The 17372-nt window shown below is 44.2% G+C and carries 16 protein-coding genes; 14 read left to right on the top strand and 2 right to left on the bottom strand.

What is annotated here, in order from left to right:
* Positions 1 to 93 precede the first annotated feature (93 nt).
* From AB5916_RS10060 to AB5916_RS10005, 12 genes are all read left to right on the top strand, one after another.
* Positions 94 to 1242: a site-2 protease family protein gene (locus AB5916_RS10060; protein WP_368190627.1), complete on the top strand. Its 1149-nt coding sequence runs from the start codon at positions 94 to 96 to the stop codon at positions 1240 to 1242.
* Between the two features lie 37 nt (positions 1243 to 1279).
* Positions 1280 to 2197: an ABC transporter ATP-binding protein gene (locus tag AB5916_RS10055; protein WP_368190625.1), complete on the top strand. Its 918-nt coding sequence runs from the start codon at positions 1280 to 1282 to the stop codon at positions 2195 to 2197.
* Entirely contained in the window at positions 2194 to 3423 is a 1230-nt protein-coding gene (locus tag AB5916_RS10050) for an ABC transporter permease (protein ID WP_368190623.1), read from the top strand. The genes AB5916_RS10055 and AB5916_RS10050 overlap by 4 nt, the downstream gene beginning before the upstream one ends.
* A 137-nt stretch (positions 3424 to 3560) precedes the next feature.
* The gene (locus AB5916_RS10045; RefSeq protein WP_158421383.1) at positions 3561 to 3995 is read left to right on the top strand and encodes a DMT family transporter; all 435 of its coding nucleotides are present in this window, start codon (positions 3561 to 3563) and stop codon (positions 3993 to 3995) included.
* 92 nt (positions 3996 to 4087) lie between these two features.
* Entirely contained in the window at positions 4088 to 4840 is a 753-nt protein-coding gene (locus AB5916_RS10040) for a helix-hairpin-helix domain-containing protein (RefSeq protein ID WP_368190622.1), read from the top strand.
* Between the two features lie 54 nt (positions 4841 to 4894).
* On the top strand, positions 4895 to 5584 hold the full coding sequence (locus tag AB5916_RS10035) for a response regulator transcription factor (protein WP_173727245.1): 690 nt from the start codon (positions 4895 to 4897) through the stop codon (positions 5582 to 5584).
* Positions 5585 to 5587: 3 nt separating this feature from the next.
* Positions 5588 to 7015, top strand: a complete 1428-nt coding sequence (locus AB5916_RS10030; protein WP_158421386.1) for a cell wall metabolism sensor histidine kinase WalK — start codon at positions 5588 to 5590, stop codon at positions 7013 to 7015.
* Positions 7016 to 7025: 10 nt separating this feature from the next.
* A complete protein-coding gene (locus tag AB5916_RS10025) occupies positions 7026 to 7964 on the top strand; it encodes a GerMN domain-containing protein (protein WP_158421387.1) in 939 nt (312 codons plus the stop codon).
* 11 nt (positions 7965 to 7975) lie between these two features.
* Complete coding sequence (locus AB5916_RS10020) at positions 7976 to 10441, top strand: DNA internalization-related competence protein ComEC/Rec2 (RefSeq protein WP_368190620.1); 2466 nt, start codon at positions 7976 to 7978, stop codon at positions 10439 to 10441.
* Between the two features lie 91 nt (positions 10442 to 10532).
* A complete protein-coding gene (locus AB5916_RS10015; RefSeq protein ID WP_158421389.1) occupies positions 10533 to 11324 on the top strand; it encodes a ParA family protein in 792 nt (263 codons plus the stop codon).
* On the top strand, positions 11311 to 11586 hold the full coding sequence (locus AB5916_RS10010) for a hypothetical protein (RefSeq protein ID WP_158421390.1): 276 nt from the start codon (positions 11311 to 11313) through the stop codon (positions 11584 to 11586). The genes AB5916_RS10015 and AB5916_RS10010 overlap by 14 nt, the downstream gene beginning before the upstream one ends.
* Positions 11587 to 11784: 198 nt before the next feature.
* Positions 11785 to 13449, top strand: coding sequence for a carboxylesterase/lipase family protein (locus AB5916_RS10005; protein WP_368190618.1), 1665 nt, complete (start codon positions 11785 to 11787; stop codon positions 13447 to 13449).
* A 102-nt stretch (positions 13450 to 13551) separates the two neighbouring features.
* On the opposite strand, the gene holA is transcribed toward AB5916_RS10005, so the two are convergent.
* Complete coding sequence (holA, locus tag AB5916_RS10000) at positions 13552 to 14538, bottom strand: DNA polymerase III subunit delta (RefSeq protein WP_368190617.1); 987 nt, start codon at positions 14536 to 14538, stop codon at positions 13552 to 13554.
* Positions 14539 to 14628: 90 nt separating this feature from the next.
* Entirely contained in the window at positions 14629 to 14892 is a 264-nt protein-coding gene (rpsT, locus tag AB5916_RS09995) for a 30S ribosomal protein S20 (RefSeq protein WP_368190615.1), read from the bottom strand.
* Positions 14893 to 15143: 251 nt separating this feature from the next.
* Between rpsT and gpr the strand changes: the two genes are divergently transcribed.
* Together gpr and AB5916_RS09985 are read left to right on the top strand one after the other, a co-directional pair.
* Positions 15144 to 16055 carry a GPR endopeptidase gene (gpr, locus tag AB5916_RS09990; protein ID WP_158421394.1) on the top strand — a complete coding sequence of 304 codons (912 nt, stop codon included), beginning with the start codon at positions 15144 to 15146 and terminating at the stop codon, positions 16053 to 16055.
* A gap of 58 nt (positions 16056 to 16113) precedes the next feature.
* The gene (locus tag AB5916_RS09985; RefSeq protein ID WP_368190614.1) at positions 16114 to 17343 is read left to right on the top strand and encodes a stage II sporulation protein P; all 1230 of its coding nucleotides are present in this window, start codon (positions 16114 to 16116) and stop codon (positions 17341 to 17343) included.
* Positions 17344 to 17372 lie beyond the last annotated feature (29 nt).

The following is a 17372-nucleotide window of genomic DNA, read 5'->3' as shown; positions in this document are numbered from 1 at the left end:
CTGTAAAGGTTGTATGATGAAAAAGGGAGAGAAGCTTCGATAAGCGGCAATCATGGGTATTAACCATAAATATATTGTAGGAAGGAAAAAGGAATGAAAAAGAAAAATAAAAAGAAATGGCTGTCTACGTTTGTAGGTGGATTGCTTGGATTTGCTGTGGGTGCAGCAGGCGGTCTTTTGATGGTTAAGATAGCGGATAAAACCGACAGTATTAGAAATGGGGGTATGTGGACATTTGTGCTGAATATTTTAATCGTGCTGGGGGCAATTTATGCTGGTATGTTTTTACATATTCTGGTACATGAAGGAGGTCATCTGGTATTCGGCATGCTCACCGGATATAAGTTTAATTCTTTCAGGATCGGGAGCAGGATCCTGTTAAAAACAGAGCAGGGACTTCGATGGAAGAAGCTGCATATCCAGGGGACGGCCGGGCAGTGTCTGTTGGATCCACCGGAACTGATCAATGGGAAAATGCCGTATGTGTTGTACAATCTGGGTGGTGTTTTGATGAATTTTCTGGTGTCCCTGATCTGTTTTGTGATCGGTCTGGCACTTTGGAAGCCGCATCCATATGCAGCAGAATGCCTCTTGATCATTGCCTTAATGGGGTGCGCTTTTATACTTTTGAATGGGATTCCTGCAGTTATGGGGGGAATGCCTAATGATGGTTATAATGCCTGGACGATCCGAAAGTTTCCAGGGGCTTTACAGGCTTTTAGAATCCAGATGCAGATCAACCAGGAGGTTTCCAGAGGCAGAAGGCTGAAAGAACTGCCGGAGGAATGGTTTCAGATGCCGTCAGATGAAGATATGCAAAATCCTTTGTCTGCTACAATTGGGGTTTTTGTATGCAACCGGCTGATGGATGAACATAGATTTGAAGAAGCAGATCATCAGATAGAAAAGCTGCTGCACACTGAAAACGGGATCATTGACCTGCACAGAAAGCTGTTAGCTTGTGATGGGATTCTGTGCCAGCTGTTGGGAGAGAGAAATGAAGAAGCTCTGGATGGACTTCTGGATAAAGAACAGCAGAAGTTTATGAAAGCCTTTGGGAAAAGTCTTCTGTCTGTGACACGCACCCAGTATGGACTTGCGCTTTTAAAGGACCAGGACACGGAAAAGGGAGAGGAGCTTCGAAAGAGGTTTGAAAAACAGGCAAAAGTATATCCATATGAATCCGATATTCAGTCTGAAAGAGAACTGATGGATCAGATAGATATAAGCTTCAAAGAGTAAACAGGGCAGATGATCGGCCCGGAAAAGGAGATTACGTATGAAACTGGAAGTAAGAGATCTTAGAAAAAGCTTTGGCGGAAATGAAGTGCTGCATGGAATTTCTTTTTCTGTGGAAAGCGGAAATGCACTGGGGCTGCTGGGACGGAACGGAGCCGGGAAAACAACCACCATCCGTATTCTTATGAACGTATTTAAGGGAAATGCAGGGGCAGTTCTGCTGGATGGCAAGCCATTTGACCCGGCAAAGCACCAGATTGGATATATGCCAGAGGAGAGAGGATTATACCCAAAGAAAACCGTTAGTGAACAGCTGATATATCTTGGAATGCTTCGTGGCCTAAGCGCAAAGAAAGCCAAGGAAAATATGAAAAAATGGCTGGCGAAAATGGAAGTATCAGAGTATGAGAACCGGAAGCTGGAAACTCTTTCCAAAGGAAATCAGCAGAAGGTACAGCTGGCGCAGACCCTGATCACAGATCCAAAGATCATTATCCTGGATGAACCTTTTTCAGGGTTGGATCCGGTAAATTCCCAGATCCTGAAAGATGTGATCAGTGAACAGATCCAGCAGGGAAAGCTGGTGATCTTTTCCAGCCATCAGATGAGTTATGTAGAGGAATTCTGCCAGCAGATCGCCATCCTGAATCATGGGGATGTGGTTTTGTCCGGAGAACTGAAGGAGATCAAAAGGGAGTTTGGGCGGGACCGCCTGGTGGTATCCAGTCTTGAAGAAACACTAGAGGAACTGGCACACAGGTTACGTGATACTTTTGCTGATCTTCTTGAAGTAGAAAAGGTACAGAAGGATCGTCTGATCATCAGGAAAAAAGCTTCAGATGCAAAGCTTAAGATCCTGGAAAGGCTTGTAGAGCAAGATGTGGATCTGGAATTTTTCGGCATGTATGAGCCGTCTTTGAACGACATTTTTGTGGAGAAAGCAGGTGACGAGGCATGAAAAAATTTTGGACTATATTAAGGTTTGAGCTAAACAATTACTTTAAAAGTAAAGGGTTTCTGACGGCTACGATACTTCTTACCCTGGTGCTTATGGGTGTGATCATTGTTCCAACTATGGTTCCGGGGCTTTTGGGAGACGATAAAGTTTCTGAAAGCAGCACCGATTCAGGTGAACAGGCAGATACACTGGGTATTTGTGTGAAGACAGATCAGATTACAGACGTAGACAGCCTGCTTTCAGGTATGTGGGCGAATTGGGAAACATATCAGGATGAGAACAGTCTGAAAAAGGCTGTAAAGGACCAGGAGGTTCAGGCTGGTTTTATCCTGAACAGTCTTTCAGATGTTTCCTATGTGGTAAATAATAAGGAACTGTATGACAGCTATCAGGATGCCTTTGTCAGTACACTGGAGGCTTATGAGACACAGCAGTATCTGATGGCAAAAGGACTTTCAGAGGAAGAGATTGCAGCTGCTGAAAACATAAATATAAATGTTACTACAGATATTTTGGGAAAAGACAGTGCATCCAATTACGGATATACTTATATCCTGGTGTTCCTTGTATATTTCCTGATCATTTTTTATGGACAGATGATCGCAACATCCGTTACCTCCGAAAAAAGCAACCGTGCTATTGAGATCCTGGTAACAAGTGTAGATTCTAACAGTTTGATCTTTGGCAAGGTTTTGGCAGGTGCGCTTGCTGGCCTGGTCCAGGCATTGGTGATCCTTGGTGGTTCATTTGGAGCATACGCAGCTGTTAAGGAAAAGTGGGGCGGGATCCTGGATCCTTTGTTTGATATTCCGGCCAGAGTATTTGTTGCTTATGCATTCTTTGCAATTGCAAGTTATCTGTTATACGCATTTTTGTTTGGGGCACTTGGAGCACTTGTTTCCAAGACAGAGGATATCAGCAAGGTATCCGGACCAGTGACAATGCTTTATGTGATGTCCTTCCTGGCAGCTATTTTCGGAATGAATGACTGTGACGGGCTTATGATCAAAGTAGCTTCATTTATACCATTTACCTCCGGAAATGCTATGTTCATCCGTGTGGCTATGGGCAGTGTGGCAGCTTGGGAGATTATCCTTTCCGGTGGACTTTTGGTTGCTTCCTGCGTATTGGCCGGAGTGCTGGCTGCTAAACTGTTCCGGTATGGGACCCTTCATTATGGCAATCCTCTGAAGATCACAACTGCATTAAAAAATATGAAAATGTAAGGTATATATTGCTGAAATAAGCATATCCTGATAACAGAGTCATGAAAGGGGATGCTGTAAAAGATCACGCAGATGTTTTAATCTGTTAAAAGATTTTACAGACATCCCTTTCATTAAAGATCTGTGGAGGAAGGAATATGTGGGGATTTCTTGCAGCACTGTTGTCAGGAGCACTTATGAGTATACAGGGGGTATTTAATACAGAAGTCACCAAACAATCCAGCCTTTGGGTATCTACCGGATGGGTGCAGCTTTCAGCATTTCTGGTATGTGTGGCAGCATGGTTTTTTTCGGGGAGAGACAGTGTATCGGTTTTGTGGCAGGTCAGTCCTAAATATATGCTTCTTGGAGGCGTGATCGGAGCATTTATTACAGTGACCGTGATCCAGAGTATGGGAGCCCTTGGTCCGGCTAAGGCAGTTATGGTGATTGTTGTATCTCAGCTGGCAGTTGCATATATGATTGAATTGTTGGGCATATTTGGTGTGGAAAAGCAGCCTTTTGAGTGGAGAAAGATTATGGGAATGCTGATCTGTGCAGCCGGAATCGTTATTTTTAAGTGGCAAAATTAAGAGATTGGTATTGTAAAAGTACAGATCTTTCGTTAAAATAAGAATGAGTAGCGGGGAGCCTGCCATGCTTTGTTATGGGAGGAGAACCGAAAATGAAAAGAAAACCTTTAGAACCGGGAAAATATTTCTGCTTTTTTTTCAGTGTGATTTTCATCAGCTGTGTACTTACAGGATGCAGCAGGAGAGATGATCTTTTCCAGGAGGGTTCCCAGGAGATGGCCGATGAAGAAGAATCTCAGATCACCGACCAGGAGACTGCAAATACACAGGTTCCTGTTTCGGAGGCAGCCATCACAGAATCTGCTGTACTTGCAGAAGTTTCTCAGGAACCGGAAGAGATTTATGTGGATGTTTCTGGTGCTGTGGTCAGTCCGGGAGTATACTGTCTGGATGCAGGCAGCCGGATATTTCAAGCTATAGAAGCAGCAGGAGGATGCACAACGGAAGCTGCCCCCGTGTGTCTGAATCAGGCAGCAGAGCTTTCAGATGGACAGAAGGTGTACGTTCCTACTGTGCAGGAAGCAGAAGATGTGGCAGCTGGAAATGGCGCGGGTGGCAATGCAGGAAATTTATGGGATCTGGGTACACAGTCATCTGTAACAGGACAGACGTCAGAGGGTACAGGACAGGTATCAGAGGGCACCGGTACAGGGAAGGTTAATATTAATACAGCAGATAAAGAGCTGCTGACCACACTGCCTGGTGTGGGAAGTTCCAAGGCAGATGCCATCCTTGCATATCGTCAGGATCAAGGAGGATTTTCTTCCATTGAAGAGATCATGAATGTGGAAGGGATCAAGGAAGGTGTTTTTGCCAGGATCAAAGACAGGATTTCCGTAGATTAATATCGTCTGTGTGTAGTTGAGAAGGGATGGCAGGCGAGAATAAGGAGAATATACATGAGCAGGAAAGTATTGGTAGTAGATGATGAAAAGCTGATCGTCAAGGGTATCCGCTTCAGCCTGGAACAGGACGGTATGGAAGTGGACTGCGCCTATGATGGTGAGGAAGCTGTAGAGAAGGCCAAGGAAAAGAAATACGATATCATTCTTTTAGACCTGATGCTTCCAAAGATGGACGGACTTGAGGTTTGCCAGCAGATCCGGGAATTTTCAAATGTTCCGATTGTGATGCTTACAGCAAAAGGAGAGGACATGGATAAGATCCTGGGACTGGAGTATGGTGCTGATGATTACATTACAAAGCCGTTTAACATTCTTGAGGTAAAGGCCAGGATCAAAGCAATTATGCGAAGAGCAGGCAGCAATCATGAAGAAAAAGAAAAGGCAAAGACCATTGAGGTGGGAGACCTTAAGATGGACTGCGAAAGCCGCCGGGTATTTATTGCCGGCCGTGAGATCAACCTTACAGCAAAGGAATTCGATGTTCTGGAGCTTCTGGTATTTAATCCCAACAAGGTTTATAGCCGTGAGAACCTTCTGAATATTGTTTGGGGATACGAGTATCCTGGAGATGTGCGTACTGTCGATGTACATATCCGTCGTCTTAGAGAGAAGATTGAGGCAAATCCCAGTGAGCCGAAATACGTACACACCAAATGGGGTGTGGGTTATTACTTCCAGGCTTAAGCTATGATCAACAAGCCAAAGACAAGCTTTTTTAAAAGCCTGCGTTTTCGTATCCTGATCATCCTGATCATTCTGGGAATCGTGCCAAGTGTTATAGTTACACAGATTGTGATCAATACCTATGCGGATCGGGCCATTGCTCTCCGTACTGAGAATGTGAAGAATCAATGTGACATTTTGTGCAACCTGTTAATCAAAGAGAATTATATTAATGACTCCAGCTCTCAGGTAGTGAACAGCAAGCTGGAGTTGTTGTCTAATGTATATAGCGGCAGACTTTTGCTGGTTGACAGGGATTACAGGATCGTAAAGGATACGTATGGCATAGATGAAGGGAAGACATTGCTTTCATCCATGGTCATCCGTTGCTTTAAAGGGGATGAAGTCAGCTGGTATAATCGTAAGAACCGGTCGATAGAGATGGTTGTTCCGGTAAAAAGTCCTGAAGTGAAGCAGCTGCAAGGGGTACTTCTGGTAAGCGTTTCAGCCAATGAGATCGCTTCTACCATTGATGAGCTGGAGCAGAGGGAGATCCTGATCATCGGGTTCATAGTAGCACTGGCCATTTTGCTTGGTTATGTACTTTCCACTATTCTTGTAAAACCTTTTGCGAGGATCACCAAATCTATAGAAGATCTGACAGACGGATATCAGAATGATGAGATCTCCGTTCCGGATTATACAGAGACAAAGCTGATCACAGATGCATTTAACAAGATGCTGGCAAGGATGAAGATCCTGGATGAGTCCAGAAATGAATTTGTATCCAATGTGTCCCATGAGTTAAAGACACCTTTAACTTCCATGAAGGTGCTGGCTGATTCCCTTGTAGGGCAAAGCGGTGTGCCAGAAGAACTTTACCAGGAGTTTATGGGGGATATTACTGCGGAGATTGATAGGGAGAATAAGATCATCACAGATCTTCTTTCCCTTGTAAAGATGGACAAAAAGGCAGCAGATGTAAATATTTCCCATATGGATATCAATCAGTTACTGGAGGATATCCTGAAGAGGCTTCGGCCCATTGCAGACAGACGTAATATTGACCTGATCCTTGATTGCTTCAGGCCAGTAGAAGCTGATGTGGATGAAGTGAAATTCACTTTGGCAGTGACCAATCTTGTGGAAAATGGCATCAAATATAATGTGGATGACGGATGGGTAAGGGTAACGCTGGACGCAGACCATAAATATTTTTATGTGACAGTGGCAGATTCCGGCATGGGCATTCCTGAGGATAGCATTGACCGTATTTTTGAAAGGTTCTACCGTGTGGACAAGTCCCATTCCAGGGAGATTGGCGGTACAGGTCTTGGACTTGCCATTACAAGAAGTGCCATAGCCATGCATCATGGCACCATTAAGGTATTCAGCAAAGAGGGAGAAGGAACTACCTTTACCGTTCGTATCCCGTTGTCATATATTCCTTAGGAGGCACCAGATGAAAAAGTTACTTATATTGCTGCTGAGTGTGGCGCTGATTGCAGGAGTTCTTGGCGGTTGCGCTGATACAGGACAGTCTGGCCTTAAGGACAGCGGAGGCAATCAATATTATTTTTACTATACAAATCAGGAAGAAACAAAGCTGCAGAGAGAAAGTTATGTGCCTGAGAAGGAAAGTCCCCAGGATATGATCGATGAGCTGGAGCAGAAGCTGAATGACAGAGAAACCAGCGGAGATTATCAAGCGCTTTTCCCAAAAGAAGTACAGATACAGTCCTGTGTGCTGGACGATACATCCCTGCTTGTTTATTTTAATAGTGGATATACCAGTATGGGAAGTACCAGGGAGATTCTGGTACGGGCTGGAGTTGTACGAAGCTTTCTTCAGGTTCCGGGGATTTCCGGTGTGAAATTCTATGTAGGAAATACAGAGCTTACAGATTCTAAAGGAAATCCAATAGGCACCATGGATAATTCCAGTTTTGTGGAACTGTGGGGGGATGATCGGGATGCTTACCGGTATGATACTTTTACCTTGTATTTTACTGACAGCACAGGGGAAAAACTGGTTGAGGAAGAAAGAAGCGTTTATTATAAGCGAAGTCTTCCAAGGGAACGGGTGATCCTGGAGCAGCTGATCAAGGGGCCTATGGAAAAAGGACATTATCCTACTCTTCCGGAGAATACAGAGGTTATGTCTGTAACAACTTCTGATCGTGTATGTTATGTGAACTTCAGCCAGGCGTTTTCTGATGCAGCTCTTGATATTCCGGAGAAAACAATTATTTATTCGGTAGTTAATTCCGTACTGGCTGCTGTGGATGCAGACAAAGTTCAGATCAGCCTGAACGGACAGGATGATGTAAGCTTTGGAGAGAATACCTCTCTTTATAATTTCTTTGGCTGGAATACTGATTTGATCCAGGACAAAGAGTAAGGAGGAAATGGATGGCAAGACGTCCCTTATGTCTTGCGTGCCTTCTCCTGATGTTGGCGATGGCCATGGCAGATTTGCTGGGGATGCCCCTGATCAGGGGGAATCCTCTGCCGAAATCTGTTTCAGAATATTTAAAAAAGCATCCGGGGACCACCATCTGCGGGGAGGTGGAACGGTGCGCAGAAAGTGAAAATTCAAAATCAGTCTATCTTAAAGATGTCTATTTTATCTATCAATCTAAGAAAATTCCAATAAAAAATGTAAGAGTCTTTTTGAAAAATCAGGAAACATTTTCTAAAGCCAAGTCTGTGGCGAATGTCAGGTCCTCTGTAAAGGGACGAAGTTCTGTGAATGCAGATAAGGGTTTGGGGGATAAGTGTGGAGTATCTGTGGATACAGATAAGGATGTCCTGTATAAAGGGATGATGGTTCGTGTAAAAGGAAGGCTGGAAGAAATCCAGGGCAAACGAAATCCTGGAGAGTTTGACAGCCGTCAGTATTATGCATGCCAGCATATCTATTATGTGATGAAGAAAGCTGTGATCAAGGAAAAATCATCCAGTTATTCTGTTTATGGACAATTTTTGGTGGATCTGCAGCAGTATCTGGGGGATATTTTGTACCAGGCCGCAGGAAAAGAAGGAGAAGTATTAAAGGCCATTGTGCTGGGGGATAAAACCGGTTTGGAGGATGAAACAAAGCTGCGCTACCAAATGGGCGGGATACTGCATATACTGGCGATTTCGGGACTCCATATCAGTATTATCGGTATGGGCTTTTACCGGTTTTTGAAAAAATGTTATCTGGGAAACTGGACTGCCGGTATGATCGCCTTGGTTTTTATGATCCAGTATGGGATGATGACAGGAGGCAGCGTGTCTGTTATGCGGGCTGTGTGCATGTTTCTCATGGCTGCAGGGGCGAGGATTCTTGGCAGGATCTATGATCTGCCTACAGCACTGGCTGCATCTGCAGTACTGATCCTTCTGGAATCGCCGGCTTATTTGTACAGCAGCGGTTTTCTTCTTTCCTTTTCTGCAGTGTTCGGGGCAGGGATCATTTCTTCTTATCTGGAAAAGAAGGCAGACAAAAGGGGAAAGAAAGAAAACAGAAAAACGGAAAATAGAAAGACGGTAAACAGAAAGGTAAAAGCAGTTTGCAAAAAGGGAACGGCCATGTTTCTGGCCTCGCTGGGAGTGCAGTTGACTATGCTTCCGGTGAGCCTTTATTTCTTTGGGGAGGTTTCTGTGGCTGGATTGATGTTGAACCTGTTAGTGATTCCGTCAGTAGCGGTGGTTCTGGTCAGTGGTCTTGCAGGAATGCTGGTGGGCTGTTTCTGGATGACAGGCGCCAAAATACTGATTTTCCCTGGAAAATTCCTGTTATGGCTTTATGAAATGCTATGTGGTGCAGCAGGCAGTCTGTCTATAGGAAATCTAAGAATTCCTGTTACCTGGGTGGCAGGCCAGCCAAAGCTGTGGCAGATTGTACTGTACTATTTGATCTTGGGAACACTCCTTTTCTTATATTCAAAGAAAGGCAAATGGCGAACCGGATATAAAGAAAAATATGAAGAAATGCCACTGAGAATGATAAAAATTTCAGGAATAGTTTACCGGGCAATTCTGGCAGCAGGAGTAGTGGTCAGTCTCCTGGTGATCCGAGTCTGGCCCTCAGCCTACCTGCAGATCACTTGTCTGGATGTGGGGCAGGGAGATGGAATTGCGATCCAGACGCCGGAAGGGAAAAACTACCTGATTGATGGAGGAAGCAACAGTAAAACCAGTACTGGCAGATATCAGATGCTTCCCTTTTTGAAGTCAAGGGGAATCAGCCGGATTGATGGGATTTTTATATCTCATGTTGATGAGGATCACATCAGCGGAGTTCGGGAAATCCTGGAATTGCAGGCACAGGGGCTGACCTCGGTATATGTAAGCAGTCTGTATCTGCCTAAATGGCAGGATCCTCCGGAAAACTGGAATAATCTGGAGAAACTGGGCAGACAGGCAGGCGTCCAGATCCATACTGTAAAGAGAGGAGATATTCTCCAGTCCGGGAAAATGAAGCTTTGTTTCCTGGCACCGAAAGATGGGGCAAAAGGAGAAAACGTAAATGAGGATGGCATGGTGATACAGCTTGAATATGCAAGATTTTCCGGCCTTTTTACAGGTGATATCGGTGAAAAAACAGAAAAAGATCTGCTTCCATATCTGAAGGATGTGGATTTTCTGAAGGTAGGACATCATGGGTCAAAATATTCTACCTGCAGCGCTTTTCTGGAAAAGATAAAGCCTGAAAATGGAGTGATTTCCTGCTCGGAAACAAATACCTATGGACACCCTTCGCCGGAAACGATCCAGCGTCTGAGAGAGCATGGATGTGAGGTGGCATATACCATGATAAGCGGTGCAGTGACTGTATACACAGATGGGAAACATGTGAAAATGGAAGGTTTTTTAAGTAGCAAGTTATAGCTGCCACTCCTTGTTTTTGCCAACAGGATATATTATAATGCTTTCAAAGGCCGGTGGTGTCCGGCATACAAAAGAGGGAAGAGGGGCGGCCATGAAGAAAACAGTTACCATATGTTTTACCAACAACAAAGGAGGAAGCGGCAAATCCACCACATGCTCCAATGTGGGAGCAGCAATGGCACGGGCAGGAAAAAAGGTACTGCTGGTGGACGGAGACATGCAGTTGAATCTGTCCCTGTCCTTTTTCTCAGAGGAAAAAGTACTGGAAATGGCAGCAGGTGAGATGAATCTATACCATGCTATTGGGGGGCAGAAGGATCTGACGGATTACATTGTGCATACCCCATATGAGGGGCTAGATCTGATCCCTTCTTCTACCCAGATGAGTTCCATTGAGTATGAGCTTTTTACAAAATGGCAGAGGGAATTTATCCTGAAAAAATGTTTGCAGAAGATCAAAGCAGCAGGGACTTATGATTATATCCTGATTGATGCACCACCTACACTGGGAGGCTGGGTGATGAATATTTTGTGTGCTTCAGATCGGGTGCTTGTACCGGTAGAGGCAAGCCCGTGGGGGATGTTTGGGCTGGCCAATATGTTTGATTTTCTGGATGAAGTAAAGGAGATCGCACCGGAGCTTCAGGTGCTGGGGATCGTGATCACCAAGGCAGACACAAGAAAAGCATATTTTAAACAGACGCTGGAGACCTTAAAGGATATGGACGGGATCCGGCTGTTGGATTCTGTGATCCGGGTGGACAGCTCCATTGAGTGGGCACAGGATGCCAGTGCCCCGGTGGTAGAGTTTAAGAAAAGCAGCAGAAGTGCAAAAGAATATACAGAACTTGCAGAGGAGGTAATGGATCGTGTCAGTAGGTAAAGCAAGCATTCAAAGGGCAGCAGCTAAAAACACAGCTGAAGCAAAAACAACAAAAGCAGCAACAAAAACAGCAAATAAAACAGCAGCCGGGAAAACAACAGGGCGAGCTGCTGCAAAGGCAGCACCAAAGGAAGTAACACAGTCTGTGGTAACGCCTATGGATTCCCAGGAAATACAGTTAAAATTTCTTTCAGGCAACAGGCCGGCAGAAGAGGGAAAGCCTGTAAAGATCGCAGAGGACCTGCCGGTTTATCTGCTCTGATAATAATTGGGGTTAATATAGCTTTTTACAATATAAACAGTCTCAGATTTTTTGAGAATCCTGTGGCATGATGTATTCAGAATATCCTGCTCTGGAAAGAGAAAAATCAAAAAAGTGATATTCAAAAAGAAAATAATTTATAGCGTTTGTCTTTTTGAAATCCTAAAATGATTTTATCAAAAAGGAGGTTCTGTTTATATGAAGAAAAGAATAATCGCAGTGGCTGCATTATTGGCCTGCTCCACACTTTTGGGAAGTGTTCATGTGTATGCAGAGGAAAATGAAAAGAATATTGTTGAAACAGCATACGGAAAAGTTCAAGGTATCAACAGTACGGATGAAACTTATGAGAATGTTGTAGAGTTTCGTGGAATTCCCTATGCAGCACCGCCGGTGGGTGATTTGCGCTGGAAAGCACCTGTAGATCCGGAAAAATGGGATGATGTACTTGTGTGCGACACTTACAAAGATATTCCTATGCAGGTATTGGGTGGAGCAGAGGTGGAACCATATAAATCGGATATTTATTACGATGGAGTTCCTGAAATGAGTGAAGACTGTCTGTATCTGAATGTAATGACAACAGAAGATTCACTTTCTTCTACAGAAAAGAAACCGGTATATGTCTGGTTCCATGGAGGTGGACTGAACAGCTGCTATACCTTTGAGCCGGAAGGAAACGGAGAAGCTTTTGCAAAGAATGGAATTGTTGTGGTAACAGTGGAACAGCGTCTTGGCGTCTTTGGGTATCTGTCATTGCCACAGCTTACTGAGGAACAGGGGCAGAGCGGAAATTATGGTCTGATGGACCAGATTAAAGCAATGGAATGGATCAAAGAGAATATAGCTAACTTTGGTGGAGACCCTGAGAATATAACTGTTGGCGGACAATCCGGCGGTACCACGAAGGCAATGGCAATGACTGCTTCTCCTAAAATGGATGTGAAAGTTGATAAATTGATCCTGGAAAGCGGCTTAAAGTACAATATGGAATTCCAGACTCAGGAAAGTGCTGAAGAAACAGGAACTGCATATCTGGGAGATCTGGGGCTTGATGAAAGTGCCACACTTGAGGATCTGAGAAACGTGGATGCTGAAAAACTGATCGACAGTACTAGCTCCAATTATCCGGGAAGCATGAATTTGGATGGTTTGTATGTCACCTATGAAAGCATTCAGGATTCTATTAATGACGGAGCTTTTGATGAGGTTTCTATATTGTCCGGAACAAATCTTGGCGAGGGAAGCTATCCGAAGGTATCCACAGCAGATGATTTCTATGCTCAATATAAAGAAGCTCTTGGTGATTTGTATGACCAGTACGATTTTGAAAATCTGGTAAAAGTTGATGACAGTACAGCTGCTATGATCAGCCGTCAGTTAGGAACTTATGGTCTTGGCACAAATGTCAGCAGAAGCCTTATGGTTAATCGACTGTACGGAAAAATGATGTCAGAAAGAACAGATGGAAAAGTTGCAAACTATACATACTTATTCAGCCACGCTACACCTGAGAGCATTACAGATTTAGGAACGGACAGAGGCTGGGCTAACCAGTGGGCATGGCATACAGGTGAAATGTGGTATGCGTTTAATTCTCTGCGTGAGGGTGTTCCGGCGGTAAGACAGTGGACTGACTGGGATTATGAGCTGGCAGAAAAAATGAATCAGTATTGGTCAAACTTTATCAAAACCGGAGATCCGAATGGAGACGGACTTGCATACTGGCCAGTGGCAGATGAAAATATGGGATATATTCAGTTAGGAGACGGAATCAGTACACATGAAGATGAACTGACAGATCTGGAAAAACTGATGATGGATTATACAACCAGCTATTTCAATTTTCCTGCAGCTGAATAATAATAAACAGACTATTACTCACAAGTAAGGGCTGCCGGAAAGCAGGCAGTTCTAAAACAGGGAGGGTGTGACTTGCACTGAGTCACATCCTCCCTAAATTTGTTAATTGATGCCGCAGCTGTATTTTACGATCAGCAGTTCTACGCTTAAGGTATCCTGAAGACGTCCGGTTTTAACAGCTTCTTCTGCATCTACAAAATCAGCTACTGCCTGTTGAAGCTCATCCAGGGAATAGGACCGGGCGCAGGCAAGGATCTTCCGGACAACAAAGGCCGGGACACCAAGGCGGGAAGCCATTTCTGCCTGTGCCAGCCCTTCCTGTACAAATTGTTTTGCTAGAAAAAGCTGCCGGAACTGTTTCGCAAGAAGAAACAGGATCCGCATAGGAGGTTCCTTCAGGGTGAGCAGGTCATAATAAAGATCAAGAGCCTTTTTCTGGTTCTTATCGGCTACTGCCTGTACCATATCAAAGATCTTATTCTGGGTATGCGTCACACACACTGTCTCAATATCAGCTGCTGTAACAACATCCCTGCCACTGGTGTAATTGATCAGCTTTTCCAGTTCCATGCGGAGATTCCCCATATCAGCTCCTGTTTTTGTGAGAAGCAGTTCCATGTCACGCTGGGTGATCTTTTTTCCTTCTTTGCCAAGAAGGCCGGCAGCCCAGCGCATCAGGGTTTTCTCATCCTGTGGGAGAAATTCACAGATCCGGCCAGCAGCTTTGACCGCCTTGTACATCCGGCTTCGTTTATCTACTTCGGACTCTGCGAATATGAGACAGAGATAATCAGGCAGGGATTTCATATAATCTGCCAGCTCGTCACATTTGTTTTTGAAAAATCCGGTATCTTCCAGAAGGATCACTCTCCGGTCAGCAAAAAAAGGCATGGTTTCGCATAAGTCGATCAATTCTTTTATTTCAATCCCTTTTCCTTCAAAACGGGTAAAATTCATGGTGTCCCCATCAGGGTTCAGTGCTTTTACCAGATTGTGCTTGTACTGCTGCTTCAGGTAGGCTTCGGCTCCGTAAAGCAGATATGCAGGTTTGAAATTGCCTGATTTAATATCTTCCTGAATATTTTTCAAAATAGTTTCTCCTACTGAAAAAGGCAGCCGCTGACGGTGCGACTGCCATATTTTCACTTATAAGCTTATAACTAAAAATAAAATTCTCTATTAACCGATGCTATTAACGGCTTTTGTTAAACGGGAAACTTTTCTAGCGCAGTTGTTCTTGTGGTAAACACCTTTAGATGTTGCTTTGCTGATAGTAGAAATAGCCTCTGTAAGTGCTGCCTCTGCTGCTGCTTTGTCCTTCTGTGCGACTGCTGCATCTACCTTTCTGATGGAAGTCTTAACAGCAGATTTGATGGATTTGTTTCTCGCAGCTTTAGTTCTTGTAACTAAAATTCTTTTCTTTGCGGATTTAATGTTAGCCAATTCGTACACCTCCAATTCCTAGATAATCGTGAAAATATTTTCTTTCATAGAAACAGACACGGGCGCCTCTATGAAACATGCTTATATAGTTTAGTATATTTACCATGGAATGTCAATACATAATTCAGGAAAAAGGAGAAAAAATATAGTATGATGGCTACTGTAAAAGGTCTGGATCCATATGGTGGATTGACCGTAAGTGAATGAAAGACGGTAGAACCGTAATCAAAGATATTTCAAAGGAGGAGTGCATGTTGGGCGATTATAAGATCCGCACGGACCTGGCATTAGAGGCAAGAGAACGGTTTGATGAAAAAAATGTGGAATTGCGGGGAGTGGAAGTGAAGGAAACCTATGACCAGGAAAAGGAAATCCGGACAACGGTTGTAAAGATTTTTACGGAAAACGGAGCAAAGGCCATGGGACGTCCTCAGGGCAACTACATTACTATAGAAGCACCTAATCTGTCTTCGCCGGACGAAGGTTATCACAGGGAAGTGTCAGAAGAGATCGCAGCCCATCTGACTCAGCTGATCAATCTGAAAAAAGAGCAGTCCATTCTGGTGGTAGGCCTGGGAAATCAAAACATTACAGCAGATGCTCTTGGTCCGCAGGTGGTGGGAAATCTTCATATGACAAGGCATATTATCAGGGAATACGGACTGATGGGACTGAAAAATGAAAAGCTGCATAGGATCAGTGGGATCATTCCAGGAGTGATGGCCCAGACAGGTATGGAAACCTGGGAGATCATCCAGGGAATCGTATCGGCCACAAATCCGGATGTGGTGATCGCAATTGATGCACTGGCAGCAAGAAGCACGAAAAGACTTAACAGGACGATTCAGATCACAGATACCGGAATCAGTCCGGGATCCGGAGTAGGTAATCACAGAGTGGGGCTTTCAAAAGAAAATCTTCATGTGAAAGTGATCGGGATCGGTGTTCCCACTGTTGTGGATGCAGCCACGATTGTTTACGATGCTATGTCTCATCTGCTGGAGACTTTGGAAGAAACAGAACAGAAGGAATTTCTGGAAGAAATTATTTCGCCTCATCTCCATACCATGTTTGTAACGCCCAAGGATGTGGATGAAACTGTAAGATATCTGGGATTTACCATTTCTGAAGGACTGAATATGGCTTTTGCACAGCAGGAATAAAAGATGAAAATCATAACTGCCGATTTTGCTTCATAGGATAGCATAAAGAGGTGGTTCGGTGACAAAATTCCAGAAGGGGTTCTGCGTTATTTTATGTCTGTGTTTCTTTCTGGTTCTGGCAGTAATGCCAGAGCCTTTTTCCCGTCTGGAAAATATATACCGGCAGTTTCCTATTTATCGTTTTGCAGAACAAAAAGCCAGAGATACATATTTGGAAGCAGACTGGCGGACAGAAGAAAAATTGATAGAAGAAAATGCAGAATACGTGGGACAACTACTGGAATCAACTCAGGCACAGCAGACAAAGGAACCACAGGTAACAGAGTTTCCACAGATGACAAAGGAACCACAGGTAACAGAGTTTCCACAGATAACAAAGGAACCACAGGTAACAGAGTTCCCACAGATGACGGAGAAACCCCAAATCACAGATAAATTACAGGTTACAGAACCTCCGCAGATGACAGATTCCCCGCAGGTGGCAGAAACTGTGCAGCCCCATCCTGTGATCGACCTTTCACCGGAAAAGCTGGCAGATAAAAATTATCTTTTGGAACATTTTTTTGTGGTAGATGCAGCTACAACAGCAGAGGCGGCTTCCCTGAATGCAGCCGAATATCTGGCAAAGGATATGACACTTAAGCCGGAAAAAGATCAGCCGCAGATATTGATTTACCACAGCCATTCCCAGGAAACCTTTGCGGATTCAAGAACAGGAGAAGAAGCAGATACAGTGGTTGGAGTAGGAGATTATCTGACAGAAATCCTGGAGCAAAAGTATGGCTATCAGGTAATCCATGTAAGGGAGCATTTTGATGTGATAGGCGGAGAAATCGACAGAAGCCGGGCATACGATTTTGCCAGAGAATATGTGGAAAAAGTGCTGGAGGAGAATCCAACAGTTCAGGTTCTGATCGATCTTCACAGAGATGGGGTGCCGGAGGGGAAAAGGCTGGTAACAAAAATCGGAGGCAGGGATACAGCACAGATCATGTTTTATAACGGTTTAAGCTATACTGTAAATCAGGGGAAAATAAGCTATCTGCCAAATCCATATATCGAAGAGAATCTGGCTTTTTCTTTTCAACTGGAGTATACAGCGGCAGAATATTATCCTGGATTTTACAGATGTATTTATCTGGCAGGGCTGCGGTATAATCTGCATTTAAGACCAAGGGCGCTGCTGGTGGAAGCAGGGGCGCAGACCAACACTGTACAGGAGGTGAAAAACGCCATGGAGCCTTTGGGGGATATTCTGAATCGGGTTTTAAAAGGCAGTGACAAATAAGCAGAAGCTGTGATATAATCAAAAAAGAG

The organism is Blautia sp. 1033sp1_1033st1_G9_1033SCRN_220408, assembly GCF_040929965.1.
Lineage (GTDB): Bacteria > Bacillota > Clostridia > Lachnospirales > Lachnospiraceae > Blautia_A > Blautia_A ammoniilytica.
This window is presented reverse-complemented; position numbering and strand designations above follow the sequence as displayed.